Here is a 13352-nt window from a genome sequence, read left to right as displayed (position 1 = left end):
TATATCTTGTATGGATATCGACGCACTAAAAGCTTCACATTTGCACCACTGGGATCGCTTTCACCAATTGGCGCACTCGCGTCGACTCACCGGCCCGGAAATTGATGAACTCGCGGTCCTATATCGCCAGGTGACTAGTGACCTTGCAAAGGTACGTTCTGAAAATCCTGATCCGGATGTTATTTCATATCTTTCAGGGGAGCTTCTCCAGGCCCGAGGAAGACTGACCGGAACCGAAGGGGCATCGTTGTGGGTGATCTCTCGCTGGTTCCGCTACGATTTGCCAGCGGCGTTGTACCGCATTCGATATGTGACGATCGCGGTCATGCTTGCTTTTATCGCCATGACGGCGATTCAAACGTGGTGGATTCTTCGAGACCCCGCGAATATGGCTCTTCTGGGAAGCCCCGAGTCACTCAAGACCTATGCGAACAAATCTTTTGTCAGCTACTACAGTCAAGACACTCATGCGCAGTTCATGACCTATGTGTGGACGAATAACGCATGGATCGCGATTCAAGTAGTTGCCGGTGGAATCACGGGGTTCTTTCCCGCTTTTGTGCTGTGGGGGAACGCCGGAGCGCTTGCTCAAAGCGCTGCAATCGTCATTCACTTCGCAGGCCCTGGGCAGTTCTTCCGCTTTATTCTTCCCCATGGAATCCCGGAGCTCACCGCAATTTGGATTTCAACGGCAGCGGGACTTCGCCTGTTTTGGGCGTGGATTGTTCCAGGAAAACGCACGCGCACTCAGGCACTGGCAGAAGCGGGGCGTTCGATGATTACGGTTGCTCTGGGCATGGTGATCATGCTGTTCTTCTCAGGCCTTATTGAAGGCTTCGTGACACCCTCTGATCTTCCCACCTGGGCAAAGATCACCTGCGGCGTTGTTTTAACCGCACTCGTGTGGATTTACACCTTTGTCGTTGGGCGCCGGACCTATCGAGCGGGTGCAACAGGAGACCTAGAAGAGGACGCGGGCTACTCGACCCCCGTCATCTGATTTAGAGCTTGCCCGCCTTCTTCAAGGCGATGTAGGTGTCGGCAAGTCGCGCGGGTAAGAAACCCGCATCGCAGTCGATCACATAGGCCCCCACGCTGCGCGCATCGCGTGCCCCCGCGTCCAGATCGCGACTTGTAGCGCTTGCTGCTGCAGCCGTGAAAGCTGACGGAGCGTCGGTCCAATCTGTACTCATGCGACCCAACTCAGGATCGCGTGCGCCGGCAACAATGACGCGGTGGCGCTTGCTGAGCGTTGCGATAGCCTCGGAGAAATCAACGTCTGTGGCGGCTGGGGGAATCTCGGTGAGCAAGACAACGAGGCCGGGGTGGTGTAGGCGCTTATCGACCGCGTTGATGACTAACTGCCAGTCGAGGGGAAGCAAGGAAGGCTGGACGCGCGAAAAGGCCCGCGCGGCCTCGCGAATGAGAGCTCCTGCACGCTGCTGTGCAAGATCTTCGTGAATCTCACGGTCGACGACAAGCATATGCACCTGATCGCCCGCGCGGTCAGCAAGAACTCCCAAAAGGAGAGCAGCTTCGATCTGAGCATCTAAACGGGGAGCAACTCCCAGCTCAACGAGGTCCTTATCGCCCAAATCTGCTTCTTGAGGCTCACCCAAGAGCATCGCACCCGAACGTCCGGCGTCGACGACAATCATGACGTGACGATCGCGCTCAGGGCGCCACGTACGCACCACTAAGTCAGACGAGCGGGCCGAGGCACGCCAGTCAATATCTCGCGGGTCATCACCGCGGACATACTCGCGAAGCGAATCAAACTCGGTACCGGGACCACGCAAAACCGTCGCGGTCGTTCCCTCAAGTTCATGCAGGCGTGCAAGACGCGAAGGCAAGAGTCTCTTTGCCCGGAAGGGCGGTAAAACATTGAGGTTGAGCGGCGCAACGATTGAGGTTTGGCGCGCGGCCATACGCAAAGGACCCCAGGAACGAACCGTCACATAGTCAGCACGAATACTGCCTCGGCGTTCAAGGTGGAGGGTTGTTGTCACTCGAGATTCCATCTCCGGCTGAGCGACAAGGGAATGCGAGTAGGGAGAAGGGTGGGTCGAGGGCGGCCACGCATCACGGAGGTCAAGGCGCATCGGGACAGGGGTGCGAAGAACGATACGTGAATGGGCGGGGTTCCCGACCGGAATCGGAGTATCGATCGAGCGCTCGATGCTCAATTGTCGCGGCGAAGGTGCCATCGTTGCGTCAAATGCCCATAGGAGGGCGCACAGGACCAACCACCCGAAGAAGAAGAGCGACGTCGGGAAGAAAAAGAGGGGAATGATCCCCACAAAAACGGGGATGCTAGCGCGCCATGACAGAGCCATCAGCGAGGTACCGGGACCTGTTCCAGGATCGAGGAGATGACAGAGTGGGCATTGAGGCCTTCGAGCTCTGCTTCGGCCTTCATGCTGAGGCGGTGGGCGAGAACAGAGTGGGCCATTGCCTTCACATCGTCAGGAGTGACGAAAGAGCGGCCCTGGAGGAACGCCCAGACGCGGCACACGCGGAGCAAAGCTGTTGCGCCACGAGGCGACACACCGATGCGCACCGCAGGAGAGGTGCGGGTCGCTCGGATCAGGTCAACCATGTAGGTCAGCACCGCGGGAGAAACCTCGATGCGGGCAGCGCTCTCGCGTGCGGCAAGGATATCAGCGGCGTTGGCGACCGGATGCAGGTCAGCGGAGCCCAAATCGCGCGGGTTGAAGCCGTTTTGGTGGCGCAGAAGAATATTGAACTCTTCATCACGAGAGGGCAGCTCAAGGTCAATCTTGAGGAGGAATCGGTCCAGCTGGGCCTCGGGGAGGGGATAGGTACCCTCGTATTCGACGGGGTTTTGCGTCGCGATCACCATGAAGGGCGAGGCAAGAGGACGCGTCTGCCCATCGACGCTGACCTGGTGTTCTTCCATTGCTTCAAGAAGAGCCGACTGGGTCTTGGGAGGCGTGCGGTTGATTTCGTCCGCAAGGAGAAGATTCGTGAAGATCGGACCGGGGCGGAATTCGAATTCGCTCTTGCCGTTGTCCCACACGAGTGACCCCGTGATATCTGCGGGCATGAGGTCGGGAGTGAACTGGACACGAGTCATTTCCAAGTCCACGCATCGCGCTAAGGTACGAACCAAAAGCGTCTTGGCAACGCCGGGGACACCTTCAAGAAGCACATGTCCATCGGCGACGAGAGCAATGATGAGGCCGGTGAGTGCGCCTTCCTGACCGACAACGGCCTTGGCGATTTCTGAGTGCAAGGACACCAAAGCGTCACGAACATCGTGACCCTGGGGCGGGGTTGCAGGTTGAGTCATCGGTAATCAATCTCCTGTGTGAGCGCGGTCAGTTGTTCGGCCAAAGTGACCAATTCAGCGTTGGATGTGGGAGGAGGCCCCCACAGTAGTGCGGTGACGCGGGAATTGAGCAGGCCACGAGCTTCGAGTGCGCGCTCGAGGGTTTCCCGTGGTGCCTGCGGATCGAGTCCGAGGTGGCGCGCAATGTTTGTTGCAGCCTCGATGCGCAAAAGGCGTGCCGCGTGGCCGTGCTCGTTTTGGGTGGCCATGAGGCGCCCGCGTCCACGCGTCGTCTCCGAGGAAGGAACGTAAGAGGGAAGATCTTCGGGAACGAGACGACCCATCCGTTGGCCTCGGGAAATACCAATCACCGTGATCCCAGCCCCCAGCATCATGACCATGGGGAGGAACCAGGAGGGAGTGAGGGACGCGGTATCTGGTTCGTCAAGACTGTCCGAGTAATTGGCGTTGTACCACAAGATCACGGGCTTTTGAGCCATTGCATTGATGAGCATCGAGGCGTTGCCTTCTTGGTCGATATTCCCATTCGTTGCAATTTCAGAATCGGCAAAAACAGCACGGAAGTAGTTGCCTTCGTTCTTCTCGAGGTAGGCGTAGGCGCCGTTTGAAGGGAAACACTTCGTCCAGCCGCTTTCGGTCGTGTTGATGAGCTGTCCGTTAGGATTCTCGATCTGCTTTGCGGCGCGTGCAGATTTTAGTTCGCACTGTGCGGTGAGCGTGTCGGGATTGTACGACTTCTTCTCGTAATTCGTTGTGATGTGAAGAGGCTCAAAATCGGTGCTTGGGCGCTGCAAAAGATAGACGGCGCGCTGAAGCTGATCGTCAAGTTTCTGAGCGGTTGTCGTGGTCAAATCCTCGGGATCGGTGATGACCGCGGTTGTTTCGGGAGTTGAGCGTGCCACCAATTCTTGGATCGAGTGAATGTGAATGACCTTGACCCCGTGATGACGCATGGCATCTGCAAGAGCTTGGCTTCCCGAATTACCTGGATTCGACGGTGAGAGGGAGGAATAATCCGCCTCATTACGGGGAATGAGGGCGGTTGCAATCATGACTGATAGCGAAAAGAAGAAAACCATCACCAGCGGACGGATAGCTTTCCAGCGCTGAGTGAGAGTGGGGGTGACGACGGCAGTTTGAGCACTTTTCATGCCGAGGCCCGCTTCTTTGCAGCCGGCGTGTAGGCGGAGATCAGTTGATCCATCTGTTCACACTCTGATGCGCTGGCGTGTGCATCACCGTAGCGCACCGCTGCGAAAGAGGAAGTTGCCTGATTGATGGCTACGGAAAATTGAGGGAGTGCGGAAATTGCTGCTTGGGCAGCCTCGTTGGCAGTTAAACCCGGAGTATCGCGAAGGATTCCGCCGCTGGCAAGATGAAGAACGAAAAGTCGGTAGGACCAAATAAGGACGGCATCGAGATCGCCTTGCGCGCGTGCTTGGGCAATCTTCTCTTTGACGTCGACAAGTGACAGCTCAGAATCGGCGTCAAACACTGCTGCGTGTCGAAGGCGCCGGCGCATGCGGATGGGATGCGTTGCGACAATGACGATCAAGGCGACAAGGACAACGCATAGAAGAAAGATAAAGAAACCTGCGATGGGGAAAGAAGCAGGTGCGGCGTGTGCTGCGCCTTGAAAAAGGCGATCAACAAGCCAGGTGAAGAAGCGTGAAAGGGGGGAGGGCTGAGTGGGTTGGTAGTCCGGACGCGAAAGCTCCGCTGACACCCACGACCGAGCTTCCTGGTCATCGGGTGTCAGCGGAGCTTCGCAAACGAACATCAGATGCGTGCAGCTTCTTCAGCGATCATGGGGGCAAGGTTTTCCTTGCGCATGCGCTCATCGAGGTACATCAGCGTCTGGTACGAGGACTGAACCGGGATGATGACCGCGGAGACCAGCGTGGTCAGGAAGGACGTGATCAAGCTGGTGGTCATGGCGGTAGATAGTGAAGCACCAGCTCCCATAATTGCCCCGATGATTGCGCCGAGGACCATGCCAATCACACCAACGACAAGGCCGATGATGATCATGCGACCAAGGATTCGCCAGAAGGAACCCTTGGAAAGGTTCCATGAACGCTTGAGTGCATCAACTGGCCCCAAGCCTTCGAGGATCACTGCGAGCGAAATGAAGGCGAACTTCACCGAGAGGAAGCCCAGGACGCAGAGCAAGGTGATGAACATGAGGAAAATCAACAGGCCGATCGAGCCTGCGCTTGACCAAGCCGCACCGTAATCTCCACTGTTGGCGTATCCGGCTGCTCCCGCGCCGACCAAACCGATCAGAAGGAAGAATACGATGATGATCACCAGAGTGACACCGAATTGAATGGCGGCCAGGAGCAGAGTTGCGAGCAGCACCGGAACGATACGAGGCGAGAAACGGTTCCATGCATCAGCCGGCGTCGACTTGCGGCCAAGAACTGCGTCCCACACGGTCAGGGCCAGCATGCCGGCCAAGAAGGTCGTGCCGACGAAGCTGAAGAGCGATGAGACAAGGGTGCCGCTGAGGCTCGACATCATCGAGTACACAGAGAAATTACCCGACATGAGCGAGTTCGTCAGAGCCTGAATGCTAATTGCGGTGAAGATCGTCTCAACAAGGGCGACGACTGCCATAACCGCGAAGGCAAAACCGAACATGGTCTGCGGATTGACGCGAACCGCCTGGAAAGCGCCGGTGAGGATCTCGCCAACGGTAAGAGGACGCAGAGGAATGATGCCGGGCTGGGCAACGGTCCACGCAGTTCCGCCCTGTCCTTGGGCTCCCTGCCATGCTGCTGCAGGCTGAGGAGCTGCGCCCCACTGCTGCTGGGGCTGTGCGGGCTGGGGCTGGGGTGCTCCCCAGGACTGCTGGGGTTGTGCCTGCTGGGGCTGAGCCTGGGGTGCTCCCCACGGCTGCTGAGGCTGAGCCTGCTCGGGTTGAGCCGGAGCCTGGGGTGCTCCCCACGGCTGCTGTGCGGGCTGAGCCGCTTCAGCGGCTTGAGGAACCTGCGGTGTCGAGGGGACCGAACCCTGTGCAGGGTTCTGCTGAGAAGGGGACTGGGGGGCCCACGGATCGTTTGCGGGCGTGCCCTGAGGGTCAGACATTCTTACTCCTATATGGGTTATGTGTCTACCTTTACTGTGCCATTGTGCCACGTATTCAAGTAATCAGAAACAACCCAGAGTTGTGTCAGGTCATTTTCAGCCTTTTGAAGCCCTAAATATAGAAGAGGTCGCGTCTTTCGACATATCAACTGGATTCGTGACACAATCGTTATATGAGCTCACGGATCTTGGTTGTCGACGATGATGTCGCGCTGTCCGAAATGATCGGAATTATGTTGCACGCGGAAGGCTTCGAGGTCGCTGATTGTGCCGACGGCGCTCAGGCACTAGACGTATTTCACGCAAGCGCACCAGACTTGGTGCTTCTCGATCTGATGCTGCCCAATGTCGACGGAATTGAAATTTGTCGTCAAATACGCCGTGAGTCGGATGTCCCGATTGTCATGCTCACTGCCCGCTCCGATACGACGGATGTTGTTTCTGGCCTCGAAGCCGGTGCCGATGACTATGTTCCAAAGCCCTTTAAGCCCAAGGAGCTTGTCGCGCGAGTTCGCGCACGACTGCGCGGGCGCGACGATAGCGGGGAAGAACTGGTACGCCTCGGGGACCTCACGATTGACGTCCAAGGCCACAGCGTTCATCGCTCCGGACAAGAACTTCCCCTGACTCCTTTGGAATTTGACCTGCTTGTGACGCTTGCCCGCTCACCGTGGAAGGTCTTCACTCGCGAAGAACTCCTTGAATCCGTGTGGGGGTACCGTCACGCCGCGGATACTCGTCTGGTGAATGTCCATGTGCAGCGCCTGCGCTCCAAAGTCGAACGCGATCCAGATAATCCAGAGGTTGTGGTGACGGTCCGCGGTGTCGGCTACCGCGCGGGTAACGCCTCGTCATGACCGACAACGCTGGGGGGCCACTACTCCCGCACCCGCTCCCAGAGCACCGCTTGGCTCTACTCGAACGGATCACTCTGGGTTTGCGCGCTATCACGCGTCCCGTGCGGCAATGGAGCGGATGGAAACGCATTTCTCAGTGGGAAGCTCTTCAAGCGATTCGTAATTCAGCTTCCTTGCGTGCAGCATCCTATCTTGCTGCTGTATCAATGGTGTTGATTCTGGTCGCTGGGACGATCGTTGCGGGGCAACTGCGCTCCAGTGTTTTTGAATCTCGTCGAAGCGCAATCTTGTCCGATGCTGCCTTACGTTTTTCCTCGGCTCAATCGGTTTTTGATCAATCAACCGCGTCGACACCAGACCAAATCCAAGAATCAACGCGTCAATTGGCGACTTCTTTGAGAGTATCGGCGGCGGGCACGGGAGCTGTGTCCGTCCTGCTGTTACGCTCGCCCGCTCAGAGTCAGACGCTGAGGATTAACGAGATTGTTGATCCTTCAGTTCAAGGAGTTATTGGGGATGATATGCGACAAGCTGTTGCAGAGTCATCGGATCCCCAGTGGCAATCGGTGTCTATTCCTTCTGCGCAAGACTCTAGCGTTCGCGTCCCCGCCATTCTTGTTGGGACGAAAGTGCAGGTTCCTCGAGCAGGAACCCACCAGCTCTATATTGTTTATTCGCTCCAGGGCGATCAAGAGCGCATCAACACCGTCATGGGGATTTTGATCTTTGCAGGAATTCCTTTCCTTCTGCTCATTCCCGTGATCACCTTCATGCTGATCTATCACATTTTGGGACCTGTCCGGCGAACTGCAGCCGCCGCCGGAAAACTTGCTGACGGAAATCTTGATGTGCGCATTGACGCCAGTGACACCCGCGGCACCGATGAAATGGCAAACCTTGGTCGCGCCTTCAACAACATGGCGCAGTCCCTCGAGAAAAAGATCGATGAATACGACGAGCTTGCCAGACTCCAGCAACGTTTCGTTTCCGATGTCTCTCATGAGCTGCGCACTCCTTTGACGACGATCCGTATGGCCGAAGAGATGATTTGGGATCAGCGCGAGAATTTCGATCCTGTGACGAATCGGAGTGCTGAATTGCTCCACGAACAGGTTGAGCGCTTTGATTCCATGCTTGCCGATCTTCTTGAAATCTCTCGACACGATGCCCAATCGGTCGATCTTGTTGCCGAAAGCGTGGATCTGCGAAGCTTGGTCGCACGCGTCGTCGAGGCAAATAGCGAATTGGCACAAAGGCTTGGTGTTGAGGTGATCGTCGAATCGCCACACTACCGCTGTCCCGCAGAAATCGACGATCGCCGTATTGAGCGTGTAATCCGCAATCTTCTGGTGAATGCCTACGAGCACGCAGAATCCAAACCTGTCGTTGTGACGATCGCCGCCAACGACAGCGCAGTTGCCGTGCGCGTGCGTGACCACGGGGTTGGGATGTCCCCGGCAACCGTTGAGCGGGTCTTCGACCGCTTTTTCCGGGCAGATCCGGCAAGAGCGCGCACAACCGGCGGCACCGGCCTCGGCCTCGCAATTTCTTTGGAGGACGTTGCACTTCACGGGGGAACATTGCGTGCATGGGGTGAGCTAGGCGCCGGCTCGTCCTTCATGATGACCTTGCCCAGGAAAGTGGGTGTCACGATCGACGCGGAGCCCCTTGAATTATGGGGACAGGAGTGAATCGATGAAGTCCAGAATCCTTGCCCCTCACAAGCTCTCTTGCTTCAAAATCGCCGCGGCCTGCCTGACTGCTTTGATTTGTGCGAGCGCCTGCACGTCTCTTCCGACCTCGTCTTCTCCCGAAGCCTTCGATGTCGATGCGCCCAACGCCTCGCCGATCGAATTGTCTGCAGGCGGGCCGATTGCAGACGCGGACCCCGAAACACTGCTCAACAGCTTTTTGCTTGCGTGTGCGGCCGGAGCCTCCGATGACTACGCGACCGCGCGTCTCTTCTTAACGTCGTCCTCGGCGCAAACATGGGATCCTCACAAATTAGTGACGATCTACTCGACAGATTCGACCCCCAAGGTTGCATATTCCTTCGATCCCTCGAAGGCAGATACTCTCAATGCATCGATCACTGCGGTCGGAGTTGGTTCCGTCGATCAAAATGGAGTCTTGTCTCCCGCCGAAACCTCATCCCTCGAAGCGCGTTTCCACTTGGTCCACGAAAACGGTCAGTGGCGGATCGATGCGCCGGCCGATGGCGTTGTGGTCTCGCAGGCGTCATTCACTGCCTCCCACGAGCTTGTTTCTTTGATGTTCCCCTCCGCGACGGGGGATGCCCTGATTGCGGATCCTCGTTGGTATCCGACGCGTCGCCTCGAAACGCACATGGTTGAAGGGCTGATCGCTGGGCCTCAGTCGCATTTAGGGGATGCCTTAGTCAATGCGATTCCATCGGGAACATCGATTTCAAGTGGCGGTATCGAACTTTCGGACCACGTTGCGAAGGTTTCTTTGAATGGGTCGCTTCCCGCAGACGAGCGCGCAAAACGCCTTCTTGCGTGGGAGATTTCTCAGACACTGCAGCGATCGGGACGTGTGAATTCGGTGGAAATTGCGATGGGAGGGGAAACGCTGGAGACGAATGATCTTCCCACGCAGCCTTCCTATGATCTCGACACCGCGGTTGCTTTTAGTTCCGAGGGGCTGGTTCGCCTTGATGGGCGGACGACATCCTTGCGTTCCCTGCCGGTTGCTCCCTCGTCTTCTGCTTCTCTTCCTGCGGTTTCGCCGGTGTCTTCCTCTCTTGTTGCTTGGCGAGAGGGTGACCGCATGATGATTGTTGATTCTGCTCTTCCTTCGATGCGCGCGGTTGATGGATCGGTCGGGAACTATTCGCCTTCTGTTGATCGCTTCGGTTGGGTGTGGGATGTCTCCCAGAATGGGGGAGCGCGTGCGTCTCGACTTGAGGGGCAAAGCCTTGCAGTTGTGCCGCCCAATCAATCGCTCAATGATGTTGCTGAGATTCGTATTTCTCCCGACGGTGCGCGTGCGGTGCTTTTGCGCTCATCGGGTGGCACTTCGAGCGCGTGGATTGTTGGAATTGTGCGCCGAGGCAATGGTGAGCCGACCGGGTTTACGGATCTTGAGCCCCTCACTGGTTTGTCGACGGGGGTTGACGATATTTCTTGGGCTGGGCGCTCGACCTTGGTTGCGGTGCGTCAAGGTGGTGCACGAGGCAGTGGCGACCAGGCTGATGAGGTGTCCCTGGTGACTCTTCCTGTGGGTGGTTTCCCGTCTGTTTTGGCTCTTCCAACGGGAACTGAGCGTTTGAGTGCGGGTTCTTCTTCGACAACGATGGTCATTCGCGGCAAGGATGGAAGCTATCAGGTGCGTTCGGGTGCTTTGTGGCAGTTGCTCGAGGGGAAGCTGCGCGATATTTCCTATCCCGGCTGAATCGTTTTTTCCACAGATTGTGCGCTCCTGAGGCCGCGCCTCGGCTTGTGTGCTGTGCTTCCTCTATGGGTTTTCTTCACGAGGCCGCGCATGAACTTGTGAGTGTGTGTATTCCCAGTGCGTGCGTGGGGTGCGGGAGATGGGACTACTCTGTGTGTCCACGATGCGCAGCTTTGTCTTATTCGCTGCTGCCGCAATGGGAATTGCTAGACGCGGGAAGTGTGGAATATCCGCTGTGGGAACTGAGTGATTATTCGGACCCGATGCGCTCGATCATTTTGGCAGCAAAGCACTCGTCTCGACTTGATCTGTCGGAGTTTCTCTTTGATTGCGGGGTCAATATTGGTCTATCGATTGCGCAAAGCGGGATGTTGAGCGTGGGGAGTGATGCGACATCGCTTTGGGTAGTTCCTGCTCCTGCCAGCTGGAAGAGGCGACTCTTTGGGCAAGGAATTACGATCCATGTTGCCCGCGGAGTAGCAGCAGCTGTGGGAGGACACAGCGAGGTGGCATGTTGTGTGCGCGATGCCTGTCGCCTTGACCCGTGGGTTTCTTCCCAGGCAGGAAAGAGCTCCGAACAAAGGCGGCAATCCCGCCGCGGTCGCATGTATACGACGGAAGAAATTCCCCGGGGAGTGGGTGTTATTGGCGTCGATGATGTTGTCGCAAGTGGGGGAACGATGAATGAGATGTTTCGCGTGTTTGAGAGTTCGTGGGTGGCTGGGGCGTGCATCGCGCGATCGCGACAATAAGCCCCAACTCCTATGACGCAGATCACCGTATTCTGCTATACTCGATGCATCTCTTCCAATGATGGCTCGCCATCGGTTGCTGATAGGGGGTGGTAGTTAAAGACACTCCGGGGCAATGACGTCGCCGGGTTTTCAATCGCGGCTCAGTCCGCATACATGATGTGGAGAGAAACCATGGACATCACAGTTGCTGCACGTAATGCAGAGATTCACCCGAACTTCCGCGAATACATTGAGGAAAAACTGGCAAAGGTGACGCAGTTTTATCCTCGCGCGCAGCGGGTTGACGTTGAACTGACTCACCAGAGGAACCCACGACAGGCAGATACTGCCGAGCGAATCGAGCTTACCGTCTTCGGCAAAGGCCCGATCATTCGCGCTGAGGCAGAGTCTGCGGACCGCTATGCCGCAGTCGATATTGCGGCAGGAAAGCTCTTTGAACGTTTGCGTCGTATGCGCGATCGTGCGAAGGACCACCACCGTAGCGAAGAAATTCTTCCCCCCGATTTGGACGTCCTTCCCGCAACGGTTCCTCCAGTTGAGGAAGTAGAAGAGGCTACTCCTGCATCTCTCAAGAGCGCCGGAGACCTCAAGGTCGGTGAAGCTCGCGAGGAGCAGCTGGGAGACACCCCGATCATCGTGCGGCAGAAGGTCCATGAGACTGTTCCGATGAGCGTTGATGAAGCGCTTAACCAGATGGAACTGGTCGGACACCCCTTCTTCCTCTTCGTTGACGAAGAAACGATGCAGCCCTGTGTGGTTTACCACCGTCACGGATGGACCTATGGCGTGCTTCGTTTGAATGCAACAGTTATTCAAACTGGCGAATAGAGAACTCACCTATCTTGACACTTGGGGGCGGAACTTCTCAGTTCCGCCCCCAAGCTTTGTCTTTTTTACGCTTGATCGTTTTCGCTGCGATTGGCGCTCAATGCGTCGCTGAGCGGGTGATAGTGAGCGAAGACCGCACGTCGGTAGCCCTCAAGGTCACCACTCTCTGCACTTACCAAGATGGCCTCGTGTGCGCGAGCAGTTTCCAGCAAACCTTCGAAACCATTGTGGACCGAGGGAAGAGCCATCATGTGAATCATCCACATTGCGTTGACCAACTGCTCTGCCAGAGGGTTATTGATCCTCTTAAGTAGTGTCGTGTGGAATTCGATGTCTTCATCCATGAAGAACTCGCACTTTTGCGCTTTAGCAATCATCGTGTCAACAAGCTCATGAAGGTGCTCGTCGTGAGTTCCCTTCAATGATTCGATCGCCTCGTATGCCAAGCCAAGATCCAGAACCTGGCGAACCCGCAAAACCTGGGAAAGCGCCTCGGCAGAATCGGGGGCAGTGGATGAGCGCAGGAAAACTGTCTTGATCAGAGGACGGAGTGTCATGTCTCCCACAAATGCGCCGCGTCCTTGTTGCACAGTGACGATCTCGAGGGCCTTGAGCTGACGAAGAGCTTCCCTCACCGAGGAGCGCGAAACTCCAAGGGACTCGCACAGTGCTGATTCTGTGGGGAGAGGATCACCTGGTTGGAGATGATTCTTCAAGATGTACTGCTCGATCGCGTCCATCGTGGTCTCGGTGCGAGAAGGCAACGTAGGTGCTGTCGGCTGCAATGCGCTTCTTTGTGCAAATACTCCGCCGTCCGGGGAAAGTGATTCAAATTCGGGCATAATAACCGAGCTCTCTGACTCCTTGAGACCATGACTTTTCAGCAGATCAAAAAGATCGGGGAGATAGCGCTACACAGAAGTTCTTCCATGAATCGCTGTGTCCTGACGGTGTACAGAGTAGCATTTTTTGCACACAAATTTGTCGGATATCTGTTGATGAGACGGACGCATGCCCATTCATCGCGGTGAAGAGGAAAGATCGGCTGACAGAGAAAAAAGACACGGCGGAGCCAAAGAAGTCGAAAGCAGAGTC

At 56.5% G+C, this 13352-nt stretch carries 12 protein-coding genes; 6 read left to right on the top strand and 6 right to left on the bottom strand.

Annotation, left to right across the window (positions count from 1 at the left end; genetic code table 11):
• Positions 1-10 precede the first annotated feature (10 nt).
• Entirely contained in the window at positions 11-1000 is a 990-nt protein-coding gene (locus ACWNMW_RS00755; protein WP_449489710.1) for a stage II sporulation protein M, read from the top strand.
• Position 1001: 1 nt separating this feature from the next.
• Here ACWNMW_RS00755 and ACWNMW_RS00750 read toward each other — a convergent pair whose 3' ends face one another.
• The 5 genes from ACWNMW_RS00750 to ACWNMW_RS00730 are packed head-to-tail and all read right to left on the bottom strand — an operon-like array spanning position 1002 to position 6403.
• The gene (locus ACWNMW_RS00750) at positions 1002-2300 is read right to left on the bottom strand and encodes a DUF58 domain-containing protein (protein WP_449489709.1); all 1299 of its coding nucleotides are present in this window, start codon (positions 2298-2300) and stop codon (positions 1002-1004) included.
• Between the two features lie 35 nt (positions 2301-2335).
• A complete protein-coding gene (locus ACWNMW_RS00745) occupies positions 2336-3313 on the bottom strand; it encodes an AAA family ATPase (RefSeq protein ID WP_449489708.1) in 978 nt (325 codons plus the stop codon).
• Positions 3310-4464: a DUF4350 domain-containing protein gene (locus ACWNMW_RS00740; protein ID WP_449489707.1), complete on the bottom strand. Its 1155-nt coding sequence runs from the start codon at positions 4462-4464 to the stop codon at positions 3310-3312. The genes ACWNMW_RS00745 and ACWNMW_RS00740 overlap by 4 nt, the downstream gene beginning before the upstream one ends.
• Positions 4461-5093 (bottom strand): DUF4129 domain-containing protein, encoded by a 633-nt coding sequence (locus tag ACWNMW_RS00735; RefSeq protein ID WP_449489706.1) that lies wholly within the window; start codon positions 5091-5093, stop codon positions 4461-4463. Before ACWNMW_RS00735 ends, ACWNMW_RS00740 begins: the two co-directional genes overlap by 4 nt.
• Positions 5093-6403, bottom strand: a complete 1311-nt coding sequence (locus tag ACWNMW_RS00730; protein ID WP_449489705.1) for a DUF7847 domain-containing protein — start codon at positions 6401-6403, stop codon at positions 5093-5095. Before ACWNMW_RS00730 ends, ACWNMW_RS00735 begins: the two co-directional genes overlap by 1 nt.
• A gap of 173 nt (positions 6404-6576) precedes the next feature.
• Between ACWNMW_RS00730 and mtrA the strand changes: the two genes are divergently transcribed.
• The 5 genes from mtrA (at position 6577) to hpf (ending at position 12257) form a co-directional block, all read left to right on the top strand.
• A complete protein-coding gene (gene mtrA, locus ACWNMW_RS00725; protein WP_072455443.1) occupies positions 6577-7260 on the top strand; it encodes an MtrAB system response regulator MtrA in 684 nt (227 codons plus the stop codon).
• A complete protein-coding gene (gene mtrB, locus ACWNMW_RS00720) occupies positions 7257-8951 on the top strand; it encodes an MtrAB system histidine kinase MtrB (protein ID WP_449489704.1) in 1695 nt (564 codons plus the stop codon). The genes mtrA and mtrB overlap by 4 nt, the downstream gene beginning before the upstream one ends.
• Before the next feature lie 4 nt (positions 8952-8955).
• Positions 8956-10674 carry a GerMN domain-containing protein gene (locus ACWNMW_RS00715; RefSeq protein WP_449489703.1) on the top strand — a complete coding sequence of 573 codons (1719 nt, stop codon included), beginning with the start codon at positions 8956-8958 and terminating at the stop codon, positions 10672-10674.
• A gap of 221 nt (positions 10675-10895) precedes the next feature.
• Complete coding sequence (locus ACWNMW_RS00710; protein WP_449489702.1) at positions 10896-11426, top strand: hypothetical protein; 531 nt, start codon at positions 10896-10898, stop codon at positions 11424-11426.
• Between the two features lie 174 nt (positions 11427-11600).
• On the top strand, positions 11601-12257 hold the full coding sequence (hpf, locus tag ACWNMW_RS00705) for a ribosome hibernation-promoting factor, HPF/YfiA family (RefSeq protein WP_034502843.1): 657 nt from the start codon (positions 11601-11603) through the stop codon (positions 12255-12257).
• 65 nt (positions 12258-12322) lie between these two features.
• Here hpf and ACWNMW_RS00700 read toward each other — a convergent pair whose 3' ends face one another.
• The gene (locus ACWNMW_RS00700; RefSeq protein WP_449489701.1) at positions 12323-13099 is read right to left on the bottom strand and encodes a FadR/GntR family transcriptional regulator; all 777 of its coding nucleotides are present in this window, start codon (positions 13097-13099) and stop codon (positions 12323-12325) included.
• Positions 13100-13352 lie beyond the last annotated feature (253 nt).

The organism is Actinomyces sp. Marseille-QA0893 (assembly GCF_976954355.1).
This window is presented reverse-complemented; position numbering and strand designations above follow the sequence as displayed.

Bases quoted from the DNA above. Each gene is read 5' to 3' on its own strand.
- ACWNMW_RS00755 (WP_449489710.1), top strand. From the start codon at position 11: ATGGATATCGACGCACTAAAAGCTTCACATTTGCACCACTGGGATCGC.
- ACWNMW_RS00745 (WP_449489708.1), bottom strand. From the start codon at position 3,313: ATGACTCAACCTGCAACCCCGCCCCAGGGTCACGATGTTCGTGACGCT.
- ACWNMW_RS00740 (WP_449489707.1), bottom strand. From the start codon at position 4,464: ATGAAAAGTGCTCAAACTGCCGTCGTCACCCCCACTCTCACTCAGCGC.
- ACWNMW_RS00735 (WP_449489706.1), bottom strand. From the start codon at position 5,093: ATGTTCGTTTGCGAAGCTCCGCTGACACCCGATGACCAGGAAGCTCGG.
- ACWNMW_RS00730 (WP_449489705.1), bottom strand. From the start codon at position 6,403: ATGTCTGACCCTCAGGGCACGCCCGCAAACGATCCGTGGGCCCCCCAG.
- mtrA (WP_072455443.1), top strand. From the start codon at position 6,577: ATGAGCTCACGGATCTTGGTTGTCGACGATGATGTCGCGCTGTCCGAA.
- mtrB (WP_449489704.1), top strand. From the start codon at position 7,257: ATGACCGACAACGCTGGGGGGCCACTACTCCCGCACCCGCTCCCAGAG.
- ACWNMW_RS00715 (WP_449489703.1), top strand. From the start codon at position 8,956: ATGAAGTCCAGAATCCTTGCCCCTCACAAGCTCTCTTGCTTCAAAATC.
- hpf (WP_034502843.1), top strand. From the start codon at position 11,601: ATGGACATCACAGTTGCTGCACGTAATGCAGAGATTCACCCGAACTTC.
- ACWNMW_RS00700 (WP_449489701.1), bottom strand. From the start codon at position 13,099: ATGCCCGAATTTGAATCACTTTCCCCGGACGGCGGAGTATTTGCACAA.